Origin of the sequence: Candidatus Vallotiella hemipterorum (assembly GCF_910593725.1) — a bacterium.
Classification (GTDB): Bacteria; Pseudomonadota; Gammaproteobacteria; order Burkholderiales; family Burkholderiaceae; genus Mycetohabitans; species Mycetohabitans hemipterorum.
The window spans coordinates 921,317-943,136 of record NZ_OU343031.1 but is presented as its reverse complement, the minus strand read 5'-3'; the positions used below and the strand labels follow the sequence as shown (position 1 = coordinate 943,136).

Genomic DNA, 21,820 nt, shown 5'->3' with positions numbered 1-21,820 from the left:
GATGGTCGTAACATTAAACTAGCTATGCCACTGATTAACGATCATTTTCTCTATGATTAATCTGTCAATATGTTACTAATTCATGAATTTTGTCATTCACTACGTCCGGCTGATAGCGTGCCTTTTTCTTACACCGGCCCTACTTGCTGCATGTTCGTTTATGAAGGATGTACGTTGCGCTTCTACTACACTAGATCCGATTAAAACCGCACACGAAGTATCTGAAACCTGGAAAGTCCATATAGGTAAATCTAGTAACTATTCATTTGTCCCAGCCCCTGTGGGAGATTATGTATATGCGGCTAGCGCAGATGGATCGGTACTAAAGATTGATGCCACTAATGGTAGAAAAGTCTGGAACACTAAGATAGGCACAGATCTGTCCGCCGGCGTTGGCAGTGACGGTACGGTAACCGCAGTTTGCACGCTGAAAGGTAACGTACTTGCTCTCGATGATAATGGAAAAATCTTGTGGAAGTCAAATGTGCTTGGTGAGATTATTACACCACCTGCAGTAAGACAAGATTTTGTGCTTGTACGTACGATCTCTGGGAGCATTACCGCATTTAATTCGCAGACTGGCGAGCAGAAATGGGTCTACGTAAACCACGCAGCGCCCCTAAATTTACGGACTATCGCTGGTATTACATTTTCTGGTAAAAATACGCTGTTAGCAGGTTTCCCAGGAGGAGTGCTTGCTGCAATCAATTTGCAAAGTGGTAATGCATACTGGCAAACATCAGTCTCCTATCCGCATGGTGTAACTGAAGTCGAACGTATTAACGACGTGACCGGTTCGCCAACAGTTGTGGGCTCGCAAACTTGCGCGGTTACCCGTCGGGGACAGATTGGTTGCTTTGATATTTTAAGTGGACGTGCGTTATGGAAACAACCGTTTTCTAGCTATAGTGGACTAGCTCAGGATGATCATGTAGTGGCATCGACGAATGAGAAGTCTGGCATATCGCTATATGATTCTAAAACCGGAGAATATCTGTGGCAGAATGTGCAGCTAGAAAGGCGCGCTGTCACTGCGCCGACGATTGCCGGCAATGTAGTGGTAGTCGGCGACTGCAATGGGTTTATTCACTTCCTATCTTGTGACACCGGTGAATTCATCGCACGTAAAAAGACAAGCAAAGCAATCATAACGCAACCAATTGTTGCCGGTAATACGTTAGTTGTCCAGACCTGCAACGGTGACTTGTACGGTTTTCGACCGCAATAGGGTAGTCGGCACATATATATTTTAGAAAGGTAATATGAAGCCCGTAATTGTACTTATTGGGCGCCCTAATGTTGGAAAATCTACGCTGTTCAATCGGTTAACCCGCTCGCGTGATGCGCTTGTCGCAGATCTACCTGGGCTGACGCGAGATCGTCATTATGGCGAAGGACGCATCGGTGAGAGACCTTACCTAGTCGTCGATACAGGGGGGTTTGAGCCAGTTACTAAAGATGGCATCTTATATGAAATGGCTCGGCAGACGCGTAGGGCAGTCGAAGAGGCTAATGTAATAGTATTTTTAGTTGACGGCCGTAATGGCCTTGCGCCACAGGATAAAGCAATTGTATATTACCTGCGCAAGGCAGGTCGTCCAACCTTACTGGTTATTAACAAAGCCGAAGGCATGCAGTATAGCTCGGTATCAGCGGATTTTTACGAACTCGGCTTAGGAGACCCACAGGCAATCTCTGCCGCACATGGCGACGGGGTTACTGAGATGATTAGAAAAGCGCTAGATATTGCCTATACAAATCAAGTACCATATGCTCAAGAGCACCAGATACACGGAGTAAAAATTGCTATTGTCGGCCGGCCTAACGTTGGTAAATCAACATTAGTCAATGCCTTGCTTGGTGAAGAGCGTATGATAGCATTTGATCTACCTGGAACAACGCGTGATTCTATCTATATTAACTTTGTACGTCAGGATCGTTTGTATACGCTAATCGACACGGCCGGTCTACGCAAGCGCGGAAAAATATTTGAGGCAGTCGAGAAATTTTCAGTAGTTAAAACGCTGCAATCAATTGCAGACGCTAATGTTGTAATCCTTCTGCTTGACGCACAGCAGGATATTTCAGAGCAAGATGCGCATATTGCTAGCTTTATTATTGAGCAGGGCCGGGCAGTGGTAATTGGTGTTAATAAATGGGACGGACTCGATGAACACGAACGCCAGCGCACTAAAAGTGACTTAGCTCGAAAGCTAAAATTCCTTGACTTTGCGAGCGCACATTATATATCGGCAGAAAAAAAGACGAAAATTAGTGCGTTAATGTGCTCGGTGGATAAAGCCTACGCAGCCTCAATGGCTAAGCTATCTACTCCCAGGCTTACACGGGCATTAATCGCTGCCGTACGATTTCAGCAACCTCGCCGGCGCGGCCTAATCCGTCCAAAGTTACGTTATGCCCATCAAGGAGGGCATAATCCTCCGATTATTATCATTCATGGTAATGCCTTAGATGCAATAACTAATACGTATAAACGTTATCTGGAGGGCTGTTTTCGGGAAACTTTTAGCCTCGCTGGCACCCCATTACGCATAGAGTTCCGTCCCAGCCATAATCCTTATGCAGATTCAAATTGAATCTGCCAAGACGCTCTAACTAGTAAGTATTTTAACCTGGAAGTCTAGCTATAGTGAAAGGATTCTCCCCGTTCTCTTTTTGTCGCTTATACTATTATTCTGTAAAAGAATAACTCGGAGTTTACTATGAGTAATAAAGGGCAACTATTACAAGACCCGTTTCTAAACGCGCTATGTAAGGAAAATGTTCCGGTATCTATTTACCTAGTCAACGGCATTAAGTTACAAGGCAATATTGAGTCATTTGATCAATATGTAGTATTGCTCCGCAATACTGTTACACAAATGGTATACAAGCACGCGATCTCGACCGTCGTTCCTGTGAGATTAGTGAATTTCTATCCCGACTCAGTAGAGACTTAATATACCTCTAAGGGCAGATACAGCTCATTAGTATTAAGCTTTTTTCACATTCTGGTATTGCATAAATTTGATTAACGCAGCGCTTATTAGCATAGATTTCGGAAGGAGCTCTCTTCAAGCTAATCTTGAAGAACTGAGTTTACTTGCTAAGAGTGCCGGAGCTCAACCGGTGCTGACACTAACGGGCCGACGATCAAGCCCAAGTGCTGCATATTTTATAGGCAGCGGCAAGCTTAAAGAGCTTCAACATAGCGCTCAAGAAAATAATGTAGAAATCGTTATTTTTGACCATGCATTATCACCTGCTCAACAGCGCAACCTAGAATACGTTCTGGAGAAACGTGTCGTCGATCGTACTAGCCTAATTCTTGATATATTTGCACAACGCGCACGTAGCTATGAGGGTAAAATACAGGTAGAGCTAGCGCAGCTACAATACCTGTCCACACGCTTAGTTCGAGCGTGGACACACCTGGAGCGGCAGAAAGGCGGGATCGGATTACGAGGCCCAGGTGAGACGCAACTAGAGACTGATCGACAGTTAATTGGTAGACGTATTAAAATATTGCAAGCTAAATTAAGTAGGCTAAAACGCCAACGCGGTATACAGCGACGCCAGCGTGATCGCACCTGTCGACTATCAGTGTCGTTAGTTGGCTACACAAATACCGGCAAGTCAACACTATTTAATGCACTAACTAAATCGAAAACTCATGTGGCTGATAAATTGTTTGCGACATTAGATACAACATCGCGATATCTCTATCTCCGTGAGGCAAACAATGTCGTGATTTCTGATACGGTCGGCTTTATTCGCGACTTGCCACACCAATTAGTTTCATCCTTTCGTGCAACGTTAGAAGAGATCCTACATGCTGATTTGCTATTGCATATCGTTGATATATCTAGCGCAGTGTATGTAAATCAGATAAAGCAGGTCAATTCTGTTTTACGTGAGATTGGCGCAGCATCGATACCTCAAATTATTATCTTTAATAAAATTGATCAAAGGCCTGAGTTAGCAAGCCCAGCAAATCTTATTAAGAAGAACAAGTATGGGGATATCGCGTGCGTTTTTTTGAGTGCGCGGACCGGTCAAGGACTCGATAACTTATGTAACATAATAACTAAAATAGCGCTTAGCTCGCAGGTGTTAAATCCAGATGTAATGGTCACTGATAATCGCGTCACTTATTTTAACAATGATAGTTCGTATTCAGGTTAACACTCTATTTATAACTATATTTCGTAATAACCGGCTGTTATATGGTTAATAACAAAAGCATTCAAGGTGTGGGGCGACGTACGAACGCGATCTGCTTAATGAATATTCTGTGCTGGCACGGTCAAGGAATAAGCAATATATTGTTACGTCCGCGGGATCAAGGCAATACTAGAAAAGCGAGCCGGGAAAATCCTCCCGACTTAGATGAGTTATGGCGAAACTTTAATCGCCAAATCAATCGGCTATTCGGTCGACGAGGCCCCGGCAATACAAACGAAAGTCCTGGCCCAGAACACTCGAGTGACGGTTATAGTAGGCGTCTAGGTCTGGGAATTGTCACTAGTATACTAGTGGCTATTTATATGGCAAGTGGCGTCTATATCGTTCAGGAAGGACAAGCAGGTGTCGTGCTACAGTTTGGTAAGTATATATACACAACTAGTTCTGGCATTCAGTGGCGATTACCATATCCTTTTCAAAGCAATGAAATCGTTAACCTCTCACAGGTGCGGTCGGTTGAAATTGGAAGAGATAATATAATCCGCTCAACAAATCTAAAAGATATGTCGATGTTAACTCAGGATGAAAACATCATCGATGTACGTTTCGCAGTTCAGTATCGTGTAAAAGATCCGGCTGCGTTCCTCTTTCATAATGTCGACTCGGAGAGTGCGGTAACGCAGGCTGCCGAAACTGCGGTGCGTGAAATCGTTGGTAAAAACACGATGGACTACGTTCTATATGAGGGACGTGAGCAGGTCGCGCTAGAATTATCCCAGCAAATTCAAAAGATACTAGATCAGTATAAAACAGGCATTATTATCAGTAGCGTAACAATGCAGAATGTACAGCCGCCACAGCAAGTGCAGTCTGCATTCGACGACGCAGTGAAGGCTGGGCAGGATCGCGAGCGTGCAAAAAATGAAGCTCTAGCATATGCAAATAACGTAGTTCCGCTCGCCCAGGGCACTGCCGCTAGGATAGTTGCAGATGCGAACGGCTATCTCGCGCGAGTAGTGGCTCAAGCTGAGGGTGATGCCGCCCACTTTAATCAAGTACAAGCTGAGTATGCGAAAGCGCCAGCCGTCACTAGTGAAAGAATGTATCTAGATACAATGCAACAAATCTACTCGCATGTTACAAAGGTAATTGTAGATAGCAAGGCTAGTAGTAATCTACTATACCTCCCTCTAGATAAGATAATGCTCTCGCAAAGCGCTTGTCCGAAAATTAGTACAAAAGAGACGCTTAATAACGGCTTGCAGAACGGAGTGTTGGCAGATGAAAGCTTATCTAGTAAGCAAGCGATTCAAGGGCAATCAATGCTTAGCGCATCAGTTAGCCATGACATGATTCGCTCCCGGGATCTTTTCCGTAGTCGTGACAAAGATTAGTAAGGGACCTGTATTATGAATCGAGTTATCGCTCTTATCGTTACCACATTTGTAATACTGTTTATAGCCTCTTCAATGATATTTATTGTTGACCAGCGAAAATATGCAATTGTGTTTTCGTTCGGTGAAGTTAAGCAGATTATTTCAGAGCCTGGGCTACACTTAAAAGCGCCGCCACCTTTCCAAAATGTTATATATATAGATAAGCGTATCCAGACTATTGATAATCTAGAGGCGGATCGCTATATCACTTCCGAAAAAAAGAATCTACTTGTTGATTTATTTGTGAAATGGAGAATTATTGATCCTCGTAAATTTTACATTAGTGTTCGCGGCGATGCTTTACTAGCACAAGATAGGCTAACCCAAGTGATCTGTGCAGCACTTAATGAGGAGTGCACGAAACGCACTGTCTCAGAAATGGTTTCTAATGAACGCGAGATCGTGATGAAAGCTGTTTGTAAAAAAGTTGAACGCGACGCATTGAACTTAGGCATCGATATCGTTGATGTACGGCTTCGCCGAGTTGATTTACTAGAGAATATTAGCGAATCTGTATATCAGAGAATGAAGGCTGAGCGCCAGCAAGTTGCTAATAAACAGCGTTCGACAGGTGCTGCTGAGGCCGAACGTATTCGTGCTGACGCAGATAAGCAGCGTGAAGTGGTTATTGCTAATGCATATAAAAAAGCACAAGAAATTAAAGGAGACGGTGATGCTAAAGCTGCGGCGATTTACGCACACGCATTCAGTCGCGACCCAAAATTTTATGCCTTCTATCAAAGCTTAGAGGTTTATCGGCGCAGTATCGGTAAGGGTGATATAGTAGTAGCTGATCCGAATAGCGAGTTTTTCCGATTTATGAAAAATCCTACAGGTACAGTAGCTGTTCTAACTCCACAAGAGAGAAAGCACTAGAATTAAACACACTTCGTGCTTGCATTCGGCGAGGAGAATGTTTATAAAAACGCACCATAATTATTCAATTCTTACTCGTAATAGCATTTATGTTAATCACTAATGTGTCAAAAATATTATATAACTAATACGTTTTATAATATTTCGGTAAGTGCTGCTAGCACAGGTGTGGCAGTGCACCGATCGTAATTAGTTTTAGGTTGCACTCTTGTAAGCTGCTATCGCAGCTTATCGTACCGCACTGCTCCACTCCACTGGATTTGAGCTCATGCCCACTTGGTTATTGCCTGAAAATATTGCCGATGTACTGCCATCAGGCGCCCGAAAGCTCGAGGAGTTACGTCGAGTACTGCTTGATCGTTTCCGTGCATACGGCTACGAAATGGTTATGCCGCCTCTGCTTGAATATCTCAAGTCATTGCTAACGGGTAGCGGTAGCGACCTAGCACTGCGCACATTCCAGCTCGTTGATCAGTTGTCTGGACATACGCTAGGATTGCGTGCAGATATTACACCGCAGGTTGCGCGTATTGATGCGCACTTGCTAAACCGGCAGGGTGTCACGCGATTATGTTATGCAGGCCACGTATTACATACGCGTCCACGTGGCCTACATGCGACACGTGATCAAATTCAGATCGGGGCTGAAATTTACGGACATGCAGGCTTAGAGGCGGATGTCGAGATACAGCAGCTAATGCTTGATAGCCTACGCCTAGCTGAGCTAGGGCCAGTGCGACTAGACATGTGCCACGCGGGCGTGTTAGCTGCCCTCCTAGGGGCCGACGAACGCGCTGTTGAGCTAGGCCCTACGCTATATGAGGCGCTAGCCGGCAAAGATGTACCTCGACTCAATGAGCTCACGCGTGGTCTAGCGGGGCCGGTACGTGATGCGCTACTCGCATTACCAATGCTGTATGGCGATGCCTCAGTAATTAATGAGGCACACGCTCGGCTTCCAGCATGGCCAGCACTCACGTGTGCACTGAATGAGCTTGCGTTTCTCGTCGCGCAGATCGATGCTACGCACGTAGCAATAGATCTAGCTGACCTTCGCGGTTATGCGTATCACAGTGGCGTAATGTTCTGTGCATATGTCGATGGCGTACCAAATGCTGTAGCGCGCGGCGGTCGCTATGATTATGTTGGTCTCGCGTATGGACGAGCAAGACCAGCTACTGGTTTTTCGCTAGACTTACGTGAAGTAGCAAGGATTTCACCTCGGCAGGCTCGCTCCAGTGCTATTTTGGCCCCATGGAATCATGATGCGGCATTGCGTGCTACTGTATCATTTTTGAGAGATAGTGGTGAGACTGTGATACAGGCGTTGCCTGGGCATGAGCATACCCTAGACGAATTCGCTTGCGACCGCGTGCTTGTTCGGAATGGCGATGCGTGGACTGTTGAGTTACGCTAAAAATCCAAAATATCACATGCGAAGATCACTGATAGTTATGTATACAAACATGGGTAAAATACGTTTTTAACCAGCCTAAGTAATATTATGTCTGATAGCGTAGATCAATCAAGTCCATCGACAACCCAATCCGGACGTAATGTCGTTGTCGTTGGTACCCAGTGGGGTGATGAGGGAAAAGGTAAAATCGTCGATTGGCTTACTGATCACTCTCAAGGTGTCGTACGTTTTCAGGGTGGTCATAATGCTGGCCATACATTGATAATCGGCGGAAAGAAAACTATTCTACGACTTATCCCGTCAGGCATTATGCGTCATGGGATTGCATGCTACATTGGTAATGGCGTTGTGCTATCTCTACAAGCGCTATTTAAGGAAATAGCTGAGCTCGAGCATGCTGGTGTCGATGTGCGTAATCGACTATTTATATCTGAAGCAGCTACGTTGATCTTACCGCAGCATATTGAGATTGATCGGGCTCGTGAAAAAAAGCAAGGCACTGGCAAGATTGGTACTACTGGGCGCGGTATTGGACCAGCATATGAAGATAAATTTGGTCGCCGCGCACTACGCGTTCAGGATTTATTCAATGCCCCGATATTTGCGGATCGGCTTCGAGAAAACCTTGAGTTCCATAATTTTATACTTACAAAATACCTAAGCGCTCAAGCGATTGATTTCCAGAAAACACTAGACATGATGCTTAGATACGCCGATCAACTAGCGCCAATGATTATTGATGTGTCACGACGGTTATATGACGAAAATAACGCTGGGCGAAATTTACTATTCGAAGGTGCACAAGGTACGTTACTAGATATAGACCACGGTACATATCCGTTCGTTACATCAAGTAATTGTGTTGCAGGTGCAGCAGCGGTTGGAGCCGGCATTGGTCCGCATAAGCTCCACTATGTTCTCGGAATTACGAAAGCTTATTGTACTCGCGTGGGTAGTGGGCCGTTTCCAAGCGAGTTATATGATACAAATAATCCACAATGCCAAAGCCCTATTGGATTAATGCTAGCTAATATCGGACAGGAATTCGGTTCAGTAACGGGCCGCCCTCGTCGTACTGGCTGGCTTGATGCAGCTGCACTTAAACGCTCAATTCAGATTAATGGCGTAACAGGATTATGCATTACAAAGCTAGATGTACTTGATAACCTAGATGAGATAAAATTGTGCACTGGCTATAAAATCGATGGCTATAATGTAGATATTCTACCCCGTGGCGCATCACAAGTAAGTCGCTGTCAGCCAGTCTATGAAACCTTTCCGGGTTGGAAGCAAAATACTGTCGGTATCAGGTCCTGGGATACCCTTCCTTTCAATGCGCGCGCGTATTTGACGCGCCTAGAAAAAGTAGCTGGCATACCAATCGATATGGTGTCAACCGGCCCAGATCGAGATGAGACGATTCTTCTACGTCATCCATTTAAGAGGATAATGTAATTTTGATTACACATTATTATCTAATTATAAAGATTTTATACCCTAAACTAGGATAATATCGTCTACGTTTTGTAGAAAAATTCTTATATTAATAATTTTTTATCGGAACCAATAAATAAGATTATTTATACTAATAGCTAAATATAAAGTATAAGATCAAAACTCTACTTTTTATATCATTTATAGGTGCGTGAGTTAATTCGATTTATGCGGAATATAAGATCCTTAGTTTATAGGTCAGGGACGTTATGTTTAGTCATTAGAAAATTTACTCTATTAATTAATGTTTTTAAAGCTACTATCTAGTACTTTCTAGGCTTATTTAAGTGTACATTAGGGCACTTTTTAATTAAACACAGCTACACATTCCATAAATATAACAATTAGTTATTGTACTGGTATGGTTTATGGTATAAAGCGAAGGTCATCTGCCAGCGCTTTATACCAGGATAAAGCTATATTAGCTAAATAACTAGGAGCGTATTAAATATATATTTCAGCGCTATGTTATATTTGTGTTAGCTTTCGCCAAGCTTACACAAGAACGTGATTCATTATATTCGAATCAAAATTTAGTATTTTTAATACAAAGTTCAATGTTGCGCAATTATTTTTATAAGTATAACAATGCTATGTGCTGCTAGCATAGCGGCATCTGCTCTGAGTAAAGAAATTATTAATAACTACGGGGAAGAAATTTCCCTAAAATAGGGTAACGGAAAGTTACTTATTACCCCAACTAATTTTTGTATGTAAAGAATCTAAAATTCTGCCTCATCGTAAGAAAGTTATATAATAAAAGTAAATTAATATTCACTTTTAATTTTAGTAGAACAGCTATTAATCAATATTTAGCTTATCTCGGTATATCTGATTATTATAATAGGCATGTTTATATAAAATAGCAAAGTAGTAAGCCAATTAATTTGAAGGAGGTAGGGTACATTAACATTATGACATGCTATGCCCTTTCTAGGGTGCATTAGTGTGTCTAAGCACGTATACGCTGTCTGGGAATGTGGATTCAAGAACGCGCTGAGTATCGTCAGAAAGTTGTTTCTGCTGCAACGCGCGATATGATAGTATCATTATATGCAGTGCATCTTCAGTTGCCGTTGAATTTTTATATTCTTTCAGCGCTGTCTGTGCGCGGTTAATAGCAGCAATATATGCGCCGCGCCGATAGTAGTAATCGGCCGTACTCACCTCATGTTCGGCCAAAGCATTTGAGATGTAACGCATACGTTGTGTGGCGTCAAGGGCATATTTACTATGAGGATACTTTGTGACGACGATGCGAAACGCATCGTATGAGTCGTGTAATACTTGTGGGTCGCGTTCGATTATGTTAGGAGCGATAAAATGACTAAATATACTTAGGTCGTCATTAAATCCAAGTAATCCCTTAAGATAATATATATACGCGATATCCGGATGGTCCGGATGTAACTGAATAAAGTGGTCAGCGGCTTGTTTAGCTGCTGCTTTTTCACCATCCTTCCACTGACAGTATGGAATTTTGATTTGTGCCTGTTGTGCAAAATATCCAAATGGATCGCGTGCTTCTAGCAATTTAAAGTGCTTTGAGCACCTACCCCAATCACCGGCTGTAAAAGCGTCCTGAGCCTCTGCGTATAGTTCTTGATTTGTCCAAGTCGCTATTTCATCTATTTTTTTAGGCAAGCCGTGACACCCAGAGAGAATTACCGCTGTGATAGTTAGGGTAGTAATCCTTAATATATTCAGCACTTGCATTTCTAGTGAAATCCAGATGACTTGTTCAAAAGACCGGTTCAGTACCGGTGTCTATTCATATGATTATAGTCTAAGTAATGGTCTAGTTTGCCTGGATGAGAAGGTTGCTCGAGTACCGCTAGTGCTAGCAGGCGAGCGGTTAGATAAAGTGCTTGCGCGACTATTTCCCACTTTCTCACGTAGCCGCCTCCAAACCTGGATCGATGCGGGACGAGTAACATTAGACGGCGAACAGGGATATACACGTCAGCGAGTAAATCCAGGATCGACTGTACGACTTGTGCCAGATCTTATGCCGCAAGCATTGGCGTTCGTGCCAGAGCCGGTGCCATTGTCGATCCTATACGAGGATAATACTCTAGTTGTGATTGACAAGCCGGCCGGACTAGTTGTGCACCCAGCCCCGGGAAATTGGAGCGGCACTCTGCTTAATGGCTTGTTGTATCGTTATCCGGACGCATTTAAGCTGCCGCGTGCAGGTATTGTACACCGTCTAGATAAAAATACCTCAGGCCTAATAGTAGTCGCGCGTACATTATCCGCACAGATTAATCTAATCAAGCAGTTACAGGCACATACGGTTAAGCGTCGCTATATTGCGCTTACCTGGGGTATAACGCCGCCCAGAGGATCTATTAATAAGTCGATTGGACGTGATCCACGTAAGAGAACACGCATGGCAGTTCTTACGGGAACTTCTGGAAAGCCAGCATATACATACTTTATAACTGTAGCTACCAGCGTATGGTCTGGGCATCCAGTATCGAGATTACACTGTGATTTACATACCGGACGCACGCATCAGATTCGAGTTCATCTTGCTGATGCCGGATATCCATTGCTTGGCGACCCAGTATATGGCTGCGTTCGTAACTCTCGGAAAAAGCTCGCGCTTCCTAACGGCTTCGCCCGCCAAGCGCTTCATGCATGGCGACTCGAGCTTGTGAAACCAGATACTAACATGCCGGTAGCTTGGCATTCAGCAATGCCAGCGGACCTGGAAAAATTATCTGATATGCTAGGGCTATGAAACATATCTGATTATAAGGCCTCAATAATCGATTTCGTATAGCCATATATATTTTATGACAATAAAAGTATTATTAACGATCAGAAAGATCATTTTAAATGAATTTAATTAGTAACTCAAAATTTCAAGGATTTTCCAAATTATCACTATCTAATTGTATTGTGCCAGACTGGCGTGTAAATTCCCGCGTACATGCCTTGATTACTACACGTGATGGCGGCGTTAGCTGCGGTAAATATGGTCTGATAAAGAATCAGGAATACGTGCCCGGTGGCTTAAATTTAGGGATACACACCGGCGATGATATAGATGCGGTATACGAAAACCGTCGACGAGTTATTGCGCTAGTAGGCGCACATATAGCATGGCTTGAGCAGGTACATGGCACGTCTGTCGTCCATCTTGATAAAGTGATTAAAACCGATTTCCTAAGGGCTGATGCTAGCATAACTGACCGGAGTAAGGTAGTTTGTGCGGTACTGGTAGCCGACTGTATGTCAATATTAATTTGCGACGAAGATGGCTATGCTATCGGCGCTGTACATGCAGGATGGCGTGGCGTTGTTAGTGGCATAATTCAGCGTACCGTCGAGTCGATGCGAGCTTTGCTTGCGTGCCGTAAGCGCGCAAGCAAAGCTCTGCATGCGTATTTCGGTCCATCAATCGGTCCGAATGCGTTTGTAGTTGGAGAAGAAGTGCGCGCCGCATTCCTCAAGACGTCGTGGCCAAATGAGTGTAATGCGACTAATGCGGCGTTCGTTAGGTTGGCTTCTCATATTAATAATACTGTAGAGGTATACGGCGCTAGCCAATGCAAATATCTTGCTAATCTTAGAGCACTAGCCCGAATAAGGCTGGCTCGCGTTGGCGTATATCACGTAAGTGCTGCCCCCCATATATGCACTTTTAGTGATCCTGTGCGTTTTTATTCATATCGTCGGGACTATACGACAGGCCGTATGGCTGCATTAATCTGGCTGTCTTAGCCCTATATGCATGCACATCGATATCGATTAAAAATAGTGCTGCGTAGCATGATTTAATTACAATAATTACTTGTGTGTTTAGCTTAACCAGCAATATTTATTATGTATTTATAAATACATTGGATCTAACTTAGAGACTAGTCTAATTTAATCAATATAGATAGCACAGAGGGCCTTAAAGTTAAGCCGGTCTACTATGCGGCGTAACTTCTGTAATAGATATAGCTCAACGACTAATACTTAATGACTTTATTTTGAGAGGCAAGAAATTGCAAACTATTTTAGTTAATTTTATATCAGATTCGGATCTGTCGCTAGAAAATTTAGCGGTGTAGAGTAAGTTTAGCTATTCTTTTTTATTTATAGTAATCTTGCCTTAACTATACTACACGGGTGCCGTCAGGCAAGCATTTTAGAATTCGACTAAACCAAGATACTACCGCGCTTTATACGCCTACCTGAAGAGCCTATTTAAAAGTGTATTACTTAGTCCCTTAAGAAAGATGATAAATCCTTGGTACGTATGAGTTTATATAGAATAGCATTAAACAATTAGTTAAGAGTCTCTAAAAATAACAAGATTCTCGTCGTGGGCTGCAAGAAAAGTGCACAAGATGAAATAGGAGAAAGCTCTAAGCTGTTCGCTATAACTAGGTTAGATACTGGTATGGGTATAGGTAGCCATATTAAACTTACATAAAATATTATGTGTACTTAAAAAGATATGCCGGGTATAACTACAGTGTTATATGTTCTATATCTAGTTGCTTAGGGGCAATGCACGTAAAGTAGTGATACTATAGGGCTACTCATATCTTTTTAAAGCAACTTATAAGACAGCTCAATATACGTGTATGAATATATAGAGTACCCGGGGTGTCTACCAAATTATATCACTTATAGAAGTAGCCTATATTTAGGCATTTATTTCGCACTTTAAAGTGCTATCGTAATATTCCGTTCGAGAACTGCTTAAGTAAATTAAGGATTAAGAATATAAAAAATGAAGCATTTATAATGTACGGCGATACATACACCTATACTTGATAATATGCTGTATATTTATTGTTAGCTCTTTGGGAGAGTGAAAGCGCAGCTAAAGATATTACCTAGTTCCTAATTAGCTTATTTCACTATCTACTATCTTAATGGGCAGCGTGCTTAAATTCAATAGCTAGTAGCCGTTAGCGGGGAATGGGGGGGATTATGGCGATTTCCAAGTGACTCTCTAGCGCATACTTAAAAGTCAGCAAGATATTAAGGGTGCTTATCAATAAATCAATAGTTGATATATCCTTGTCCAGGAAGACGTAAAAACGCTACAAGGCCTATAGATTTTATAAATCTAGAATCCGAGAGTGTAAATAGAATACTTTTTCTATATAGAGAGCTTAAGTGCCACCCGTTCTTAGGCAGAATCTTTAATCTTAAAAGTTAAAGATCTAATTTGTTAATTTTTCTTGAAACAGACTCTTCACAATGAGTCTGTAGCAGACTTGGCCGCCGAAATGATATGGCTACTAAAATTTAGTCGTGTACCTCAGCTCCGTAAGGTCCTTAATTAGGGCTGCTATGTGTTAGTTTTAAACCGGGCAGATGCTTAATATTTAAAGTTCAATTATAGCTAGATTGCATAAAATTCATGTAATAGAATTACATTATCTAAATAAAATAACACCCGTAACGTCGGTAGCAGTATAAATTATTGGTATTAAAAATATCGAATCTATTTAAACGATACAGGCAACCCCGAGTAATATTTAAAAACTTCAAGTGTAATTCCTAGAAAGATATATAAAAACTAAATGCTCTACCTCACTATAAAACCAGATTTTAATTGATATATGACTAGGGATTAATATTGCATATACAGCAAAATCTATTACTTATATTTTTATATCTTAAGTAACCAATCGTTTAAGTTATATCTATACAATATAGAATTATGTGATTCACTTTCTTAGGTTTTATAGGGCTATTATTAGAACTGTTAAAATACATAGATAGAGTTATCTAAACTTAACATTGTTAGTCTAATAAGAAAAGATGTTTAAACAATAATAGGAGATTTATTGGGCATGCCTATAAGAGCACCACGCAACCTATAGACCTAGTTGCTTCATCCCGCTGAGGATGTGCGGCCTGGTTGTAACCATTCTCGACGTCGGTAGAGCCCTGTAGCAGCGTACTGCAATAATTGAAGAGGGACGTTACGCATTATTGAAACCCTCCGGACTATCTTTGATCTCGAATGTCTATTTCGCATTTGTGAAAATAGGCGCTGATGTACTGGTCCCGGACAATATATATTCGCCTAATCGCGAGCATACCGACTGTATCGCACAGAATTTCGAGATCTCGGTCTGCTGTTATCATCTAATGGTTGGGGTCCGGTATACAGCATTGATAAGGCAAAATACTAATCTAATCTAGCTAGAGGCGCCTAGATCTATAACGATAGAGGAGCTAGATATACCCCCATTACAGCTATCGCGCGTAAGCACGGCATCGTGACCGCGGATCGATCATACCTATTCCGCCGGGCTCGTGTTTAAGTCTTTTAAATATAGCGTTGATGTTTTAGTATAAGCGTTACTAAGTATCAGTCTGGTAGCAGCAACATTCTGATAGGCGCGACAATCATGTTAGATCATGACTTGTACCTGGCGCTAAAGAAAGCGAGAATCCGCCTCGGACTTGATGTATCAGTTAATGATTGCTCGCCTATGCTGCTCGGGTTACCTTCAATAGAAGCGCGCTACCGCGCACACGCACATACTGCGTTGTCGCTCGCCTCTTGGCTGAAATGCTGTCTAGAAGTTTCTTTAGTTTTTGCATCCAGCAATTCAATGACTGTCCGCGGGCCACGCATACTAGAAGCGCGATTTTACGAGTGCAGGAGGGCTGTTTTCAGTGGTATTCGACCCTCGCTCTCGCTATAATTTGTCGAGTAGGCTTGAACTATTCTTACTCGGTTGGAGCTGGAGCTGGGGCGGGAGCATAGCAGCATAGCGATGCTATATAATATTTGCTATACGTACTGTTGATACATAGATGAATCATGGTGTCTATATTCGTTTCTATATCAGCCTAGAGAGGAAGGCTGATCTACGAACCGACATCAAGCGCGGCCTATTTATTTGAGATAAAACGGCATGCCAGAGATAGTCAGTGGAGCGCATGTCGCCTATAGTTTTCGCAGGCCAGGGAGATAGAGGTATAAGCATTATTTAAATGAGCTTGAGAACACATAATACCTAGTCCAATAGTCTGCATCAGACTATTATTCTGTGGTACTTCTAGGTTAGAGAGTCGGGTAGATGGCAACTTTCGATACCGCCCTGATAATCCTTAGAAATAGTTATAGTAGTTTATCTTTGATCGTACCATGACTGGAGATATTAGCGCCATATCCTTCTGCACTATATGTAGCAGTGCGTAGACATGTATTATCACCAGCTTCTGGTGATACCCTATTAAGCATGCTAGCAGTTTTTAATTTTAGTTCTTTGCCTAATGCTAATCAATAGCGCATAGCACTCAACTCTTCTAGAGATCATTGCAAGCCTAGAAACGTTGCTAAATCTAGATATAGCTGAGCTACTTGATCTAAGGCTATGCTTCGAATTTAGTTGCGCACTTAAATCTTAAGATGTAATGCTATTGAAAATGTTTTGTCTGTTCTCCGGCACCCTATTAGCCGCTGTCATTATGAGTAATGCAACTAGCGTGCGATTTCGTATAAAGTGTTAATAGCATCTAATAAAAATACAGGCTAAATATTGCCGTGTATTATTCTAAATATCGGTGATTCACTTATATCCTATAAAGACCTATAGTCTGTAACATGCGTAACAATAACCCGTAATCTGAAAGGGAAACTGAATCATATGCTGTTAATCATTGATGTGTGTGAAGCATTTTCGTCGATCTAGCTATTCTTTAATATATTTCCGGCTTAGCCGTATACGATGAGATGATAAAATCATAGCATTTTCCCGCATTCTGCCCTGAGGACGTCCCTGTGCTGTCTACTGCAAACATTACGATGCAATTTGGGTCTAAGCCCTTATTCGAAAATATTTCTGTTAAGTTTGGTGAATGTAAACGTTACGGGTTAATTGGTGCAAACGGCTGCGGAAAATCGACATTCATCAAGATCCTTGGTGGCGATCTAGAGCCTAGTTCTGGTACTGTCTCACTTAAGCCGCATATGCGTCTAGGCAAGCTACGCCAGGATCAGTTCGCGTACGAGGAAATGCGCGTGCTTGACGTCGTAATGATTGGCCACACTGAGATGTGGCAAGCGATAAACGAGCGAGATTCAATCTACTCGAACCCGAAAGCAAGTGATGATGACTATATGCGAGCAGCAGAGTTAGAAGCGAAGTTTGCAGAGTATGGCGGCTATACTGCCGAGGCGCGTGCAGGTGAGTTATTGCTCGGCATCGGTGTGGCGATCGAGGATCATAATGGACCAATGCATAATATTGCGCCTGGATGGAAACTGCGTGTACTTCTAGCGCAGGCCCTATTCTCCGATCCAGACTTGCTATTGTTAGATGAGCCGACAAATAATTTAGATATTAATTCGATCCGCTGGCTCGAAAACATTTTGAATGAGCGAGATTCGACCATGATTATTATCTCGCATGATCGTCACTTCTTAAACCAAGTCTGCACGCATATAGCAGATATGGACTATGGCACTCTAAAAATTTACCCAGGTAATTACGATGATTATATGCTCGCTTCGGCTCAGGCTCGAGAGCAGCAAGCTGTCGCAAATGTAAAAGCTAAAGAGCGAATTTCGGATCTTCAAGACTTCGTACGACGCTTCTCCGCAAATAAGTCTAAAGCTCGACAAGCGACGAGTCGGCTTAGGCAAATTGATAAAATTAAGCTTGAAGAATTTAAGCCATCATCGCGACAAAACCCATTTGTTCGTTTTAAGTGCGATAAGAAATTATATAATATCGCAGTGCTCGCAAAGCAAATTACAAAGAAATATGATCGCATAATCTTTCGGAACCTGAGCTTATCCATACAGCCGGGTGAGAAGATTGCCATCGTTGGTGAGAACGGTGCTGGAAAGACTACGTTACTACGCGCGTTATTCGGAAACTTGCCGTTGGATTACGGGCATATACAGTTAGCAGAGAATGCGAATGTCGGTTATATACCGCAGGATACATCTGAGGATTTTCCGGACGACATAACGTTAATTGAGTGGATCGACAAGTTCCGGCAAGGGAGTAACGACGAAACTATGGTTCGAGGCACACTCGGTCGTTTACTATTTTCTGGCGACGACGTTAAAAAGTCCGTCAAGGTGCTCTCTGGAGGCGAGAAAGGTCGCCTGCTATGGGGCAAGCTGATGCTTTGTCAGCATAACATATTACTGATGGACGAGCCGACAAACCACATGGATATGGAGTCGATTGAGTCGCTACAGATTGCACTCGAGAAATACGAGGGCACGGTAATCTTCGTATCGCACGATCGTGAATTCGTCAATGGTCTAGCGAATCGAATTATAGAGGTTCGAACTGATAGCGCGATTATAGATTTTCAGGGTCGCTATGATGAATTTCTTGCTAGCCAGGGACTTGAATGAGCGAGAGCGTATTACGTCAGAGACGGCCCACAGTAGCGATACTGGCTACTGGTGGAACAATTGCAGGAGAAGCTCTAGTCGCGGCACAGACTATCGGCTATACGGCTGGCGTAATCGGTGTAGATCGGCTGCTGTCCGCTGTACCCGAGTTAGACAGCGTTGCGGCGATTCGTGCTGAGCAAGTTGCGAGCATCGACAGTAAGGATCTAGACAACGCACTATGGATTGCATTAACACATCGCGTTAATATCTTGCTCGCGCAGGATGACATAGATGGACTTGTGATTATGCATGGCACCGATACTCTTGAGGAGACTGCATATTGGCTGCACTTGACTGTGTCAAGTGAAAAACCGGTTGTACTAACTGCAGCTATGCGGCCATTTACCGCATTGTCTGCTGACGGGGCTCTAAATCTTTTTAATGCAGTAACGCTGGCCGCATACCCAGATGCTGCAGCGCGTGGCGTTCTAGTAGCCTTTGCAAATCGTATTCATGGTGCCCGTGATATCACAAAAGTAAGCACCTACGCAATCGATGCATTCGCGTCGCCGGAAAGTGGTGTACTGGGGTGGGTTCACGATAAACGAGTTGAATTTCAACGACGCGTGACACGCACGCATACAATTAAATCGGTATTTAGGCTAAATGTTATCAATACGCAAAATCTATTACCCGTAGTTCAGATCGTTGTTAGTCACGCAGGCGTCGAGGGTATAATTGTTGACGCACTAGTTAACGCAGGAACTCATGGCATCGTCGTTGCTGGAACTGGAAATGGCTCTATTCATGCAACGTTGCAGAAAGCACTAGTTCATGCGCGGACGCAAAGCGTTTCGGTAGTTCGCTCATCGCGTGTTGGCTCAGGTCATGTAATGCATAACGCTGCTGCGCCCGATGATATTCTGGGCTTAGTTAGCGCCGGAACGCTAAATCCGTATAAGGCACGTATATTATTAATGCTCTCGCTCGCTCATGGCTGGAGCGAGCCTATAGTACTACAAAGCCTATTCGACCGGTACTAATTTTGTATATCCTATTCGACCGGAACATACCTTAAATTAGGGTATTATATAATGTAATAGAGTCACTTTTTTACAGTAAACTACTGGATAATGGTTATTATATCCTAAATTTTATCTAAATAAATAATTTAACTTAAATTCATTGAATAAATATTTGAAGGTCAAGCGTTAAATGCCTGAATTTTAATAGAGACTTAATGTTATTAATTAATATTCATTAAATGAGCATGGAAATTATTAACTAAACACGTTACGATTACGCCGTCTAGCTGAGTGGATATAAGCTGTTAGCAAGCCTTGGAAATTCGGGGCTAGTTAAAATATTTAGAGCCAATGTCACGGACCAATGGGTTATTTAACTATTTTAGCTATACCCTAGATTGTTTATTGAGCCCAGTATCTAAATAGAGATTTACATTTATCATAAATGCAGTTAAATAACCACAACGAATTAAAGGCCCGGTAAAAATATACAAGCTAGTTGCCCATACTTAAGCAATAAAGGTATAATATATATCTTATCCCTTGCTATATCGATTTGACGCGCGAGTGGCTTATTATCCATAAGGAGTGTCCATGCGTCACTATGAAATTACATTTATAGTACATCCCGATCAAAGCAAGCAAGTGTCTGCAATGATTGAAAAGTATAAATCAATGATTATTAGTCGTGGTAATTATATTCACCGTGTCGAGGATTGGGGTCGCCGCCAGTTGGCATACATGATCGAAAAACTCGCAAAAGCACACTACGCTTGTATAAATATTGAATGTGATAAGGTTACGCTAAACGAGTTAGAGCAGGCTTTTAAATTTAATGACGCAGTTTTGCGCTATCTTATTGTTAAGATGAAAAAAGCCGAGACTAATCCATCACCAATGATGAAAGAAGTACAGCGAGAAGATGCAAAAAAAGCAGCCGTTCAGCAACAAGCCCCAGAAGGTCAGACATAAATATTCAAGGCTATTACGTATATATTAAACCGTATAGCATTTAGATGTCAGTTGGGTACTATAGCTTGCATCTGATTTAGGTAGCTGTATCAGGCTACAAATTTTAGCGCGTTAGTTTCCAGCTAACCCAGTGAAATCAGCAGCAAAATTACATAGCATATATGTATTGAAGGTTTTTTGGCACTAAAACACTATAATAAAAAAATAGCATCATTCTATATTATAGCATTATTAGATATAAAAAAGACTAATTATGGCTCGTCCTACTAGTAAAAAATTCGATAAACGTCGCCAACAACAAAATCCGCTTTTCAAGCGTAAAAAGTTCTGCCGCTTTACTGCCGCTAGCGTTAAATATATCGATTATAAAGATATAGAGACGTTAAAAGATTTTGTGAGCGAAAATGGTAAAATCACACCAGCTCGGCTCACTGGTACAAAAGCCCACTACCAGCGACAGCTTAATACGGCAATCAAGCGAGCACGCTTTCTTGCGCTAATGCCGTATACAGATCTGCATAAGGCCTAATCCAGTGTCCTAAAAAAGGGGGGGGTAAATGCAAATTATTCTGTTAGAAAAAATCGTCAAACTTGGCAATCTAGGTGATATTGTTAAAGTTAAGGACGGCTATGCACGTAACTTCTTAATTCCATGTCGTAAGGCCCGTCATGCGACAAAAGATGCAATTTCTGAGTTCGAGGTGAAGCGTGCGCAACTCGAAAAAATAGCGGCTGGTAAACTAATCGCAGCACAAGAACAAAGCGATAAGTTAAAAAGCCTAACACTACAGGTTGTGCAAAAGTCAGGCGTCGATGGCCGTTTGTTCGGCTCGGTTACGAATCAAGATATCTCTACTGAACTTAAGCGGCAAGGCTTTTCTATCGAGAAGGCGCAGGTTCGGCTATCAAAAGGTCCCATAAAAACTATTGGTGATCATCTATTACAGATAGTATTACATACTGATGTAGTCACAGATATAACAGTATCGGTGCTAAGCGCCCAGGAGTAATATTGCCGCGCGCTTTCGGTGATCGTGTATAAGCAGGATCAGGGTTACCTAGATCCTGCTTTTTTATTGCATAC

At 42.4% G+C, this 21,820-nt stretch carries 17 protein-coding genes and 1 pseudogene; 17 read left to right on the top strand and 1 reads right to left on the bottom strand.

Annotated features, from left to right (window positions below):
• Positions 1-82 precede the first annotated feature (82 nt).
• The 8 genes from bamB to KW136_RS03190 all read left to right on the top strand — a co-directional run bounded on the left by bamB (position 83) and on the right by KW136_RS03190 (position 9,369).
• A complete protein-coding gene (bamB, locus tag KW136_RS03225; protein WP_216797112.1) occupies positions 83-1,228 on the top strand; it encodes an outer membrane protein assembly factor BamB in 1,146 nt (381 codons plus the stop codon).
• A gap of 34 nt (positions 1,229-1,262) precedes the next feature.
• Positions 1,263-2,597, top strand: coding sequence for a ribosome biogenesis GTPase Der (gene der, locus KW136_RS03220; protein WP_216797110.1), 1,335 nt, complete (start codon positions 1,263-1,265; stop codon positions 2,595-2,597).
• A gap of 126 nt (positions 2,598-2,723) precedes the next feature.
• Entirely contained in the window at positions 2,724-2,960 is a 237-nt protein-coding gene (gene hfq, locus KW136_RS03215; protein ID WP_216797108.1) for an RNA chaperone Hfq, read from the top strand.
• 67 nt (positions 2,961-3,027) lie between these two features.
• On the top strand, positions 3,028-4,185 hold the full coding sequence (gene hflX, locus KW136_RS03210; protein ID WP_216797106.1) for a GTPase HflX: 1,158 nt from the start codon (positions 3,028-3,030) through the stop codon (positions 4,183-4,185).
• Positions 4,186-4,226: 41 nt separating this feature from the next.
• Entirely contained in the window at positions 4,227-5,579 is a 1,353-nt protein-coding gene (gene hflK, locus KW136_RS03205; protein WP_216797104.1) for an FtsH protease activity modulator HflK, read from the top strand.
• Between the two features lie 15 nt (positions 5,580-5,594).
• Positions 5,595-6,497 carry a protease modulator HflC gene (hflC, locus tag KW136_RS03200; protein WP_216797102.1) on the top strand — a complete coding sequence of 301 codons (903 nt, stop codon included), beginning with the start codon at positions 5,595-5,597 and terminating at the stop codon, positions 6,495-6,497.
• Between the two features lie 268 nt (positions 6,498-6,765).
• Positions 6,766-7,914 carry an ATP phosphoribosyltransferase regulatory subunit gene (locus KW136_RS03195; protein WP_216797100.1) on the top strand — a complete coding sequence of 383 codons (1,149 nt, stop codon included), beginning with the start codon at positions 6,766-6,768 and terminating at the stop codon, positions 7,912-7,914.
• Between the two features lie 87 nt (positions 7,915-8,001).
• Positions 8,002-9,369, top strand: coding sequence for an adenylosuccinate synthase (locus KW136_RS03190; protein ID WP_216797098.1), 1,368 nt, complete (start codon positions 8,002-8,004; stop codon positions 9,367-9,369).
• A 972-nt stretch (positions 9,370-10,341) separates the two neighbouring features.
• On the opposite strand, the gene KW136_RS03185 is transcribed toward KW136_RS03190, so the two are convergent.
• Positions 10,342-11,124, bottom strand: coding sequence for an outer membrane protein assembly factor BamD (locus KW136_RS03185; RefSeq protein WP_216797097.1), 783 nt, complete (start codon positions 11,122-11,124; stop codon positions 10,342-10,344).
• Positions 11,125-11,140: 16 nt separating this feature from the next.
• Between KW136_RS03185 and KW136_RS03180 the strand changes: the two are divergent.
• The 9 genes and pseudogenes from KW136_RS03180 to rplI form a co-directional block, all read left to right on the top strand.
• A pseudogene (locus KW136_RS03180) lies at positions 11,141-12,148 on the top strand (RluA family pseudouridine synthase); the annotation flags it as partial.
• Between the two features lie 104 nt (positions 12,149-12,252).
• On the top strand, positions 12,253-13,140 hold the full coding sequence (pgeF, locus tag KW136_RS03175; protein ID WP_216797095.1) for a peptidoglycan editing factor PgeF: 888 nt from the start codon (positions 12,253-12,255) through the stop codon (positions 13,138-13,140).
• 2,193 nt (positions 13,141-15,333) lie between these two features.
• The gene (locus KW136_RS04240; protein ID WP_420885636.1) at positions 15,334-15,573 is read left to right on the top strand and encodes a PLP-dependent transferase; all 240 of its coding nucleotides are present in this window, start codon (positions 15,334-15,336) and stop codon (positions 15,571-15,573) included.
• A gap of 209 nt (positions 15,574-15,782) precedes the next feature.
• Positions 15,783-16,082 (top strand): hypothetical protein, encoded by a 300-nt coding sequence (locus tag KW136_RS03165; RefSeq protein WP_246583181.1) that lies wholly within the window; start codon positions 15,783-15,785, stop codon positions 16,080-16,082.
• Between the two features lie 1,082 nt (positions 16,083-17,164).
• Positions 17,165-18,757, top strand: coding sequence for an ABC-F family ATPase (locus tag KW136_RS03160; protein ID WP_216797093.1), 1,593 nt, complete (start codon positions 17,165-17,167; stop codon positions 18,755-18,757).
• Entirely contained in the window at positions 18,754-19,782 is a 1,029-nt protein-coding gene (locus KW136_RS03155; RefSeq protein ID WP_216797092.1) for an asparaginase, read from the top strand. The genes KW136_RS03160 and KW136_RS03155 overlap by 4 nt, the downstream gene beginning before the upstream one ends.
• A gap of 576 nt (positions 19,783-20,358) precedes the next feature.
• Positions 20,359-20,736, top strand: coding sequence for a 30S ribosomal protein S6 (rpsF, locus tag KW136_RS03150; protein ID WP_216797090.1), 378 nt, complete (start codon positions 20,359-20,361; stop codon positions 20,734-20,736).
• A 253-nt stretch (positions 20,737-20,989) separates the two neighbouring features.
• Positions 20,990-21,265 carry a 30S ribosomal protein S18 gene (gene rpsR / locus KW136_RS03145; RefSeq protein WP_216797089.1) on the top strand — a complete coding sequence of 92 codons (276 nt, stop codon included), beginning with the start codon at positions 20,990-20,992 and terminating at the stop codon, positions 21,263-21,265.
• Positions 21,266-21,293: 28 nt separating this feature from the next.
• Positions 21,294-21,746, top strand: coding sequence for a 50S ribosomal protein L9 (gene rplI / locus KW136_RS03140; RefSeq protein ID WP_216797088.1), 453 nt, complete (start codon positions 21,294-21,296; stop codon positions 21,744-21,746).
• Positions 21,747-21,820 lie beyond the last annotated feature (74 nt).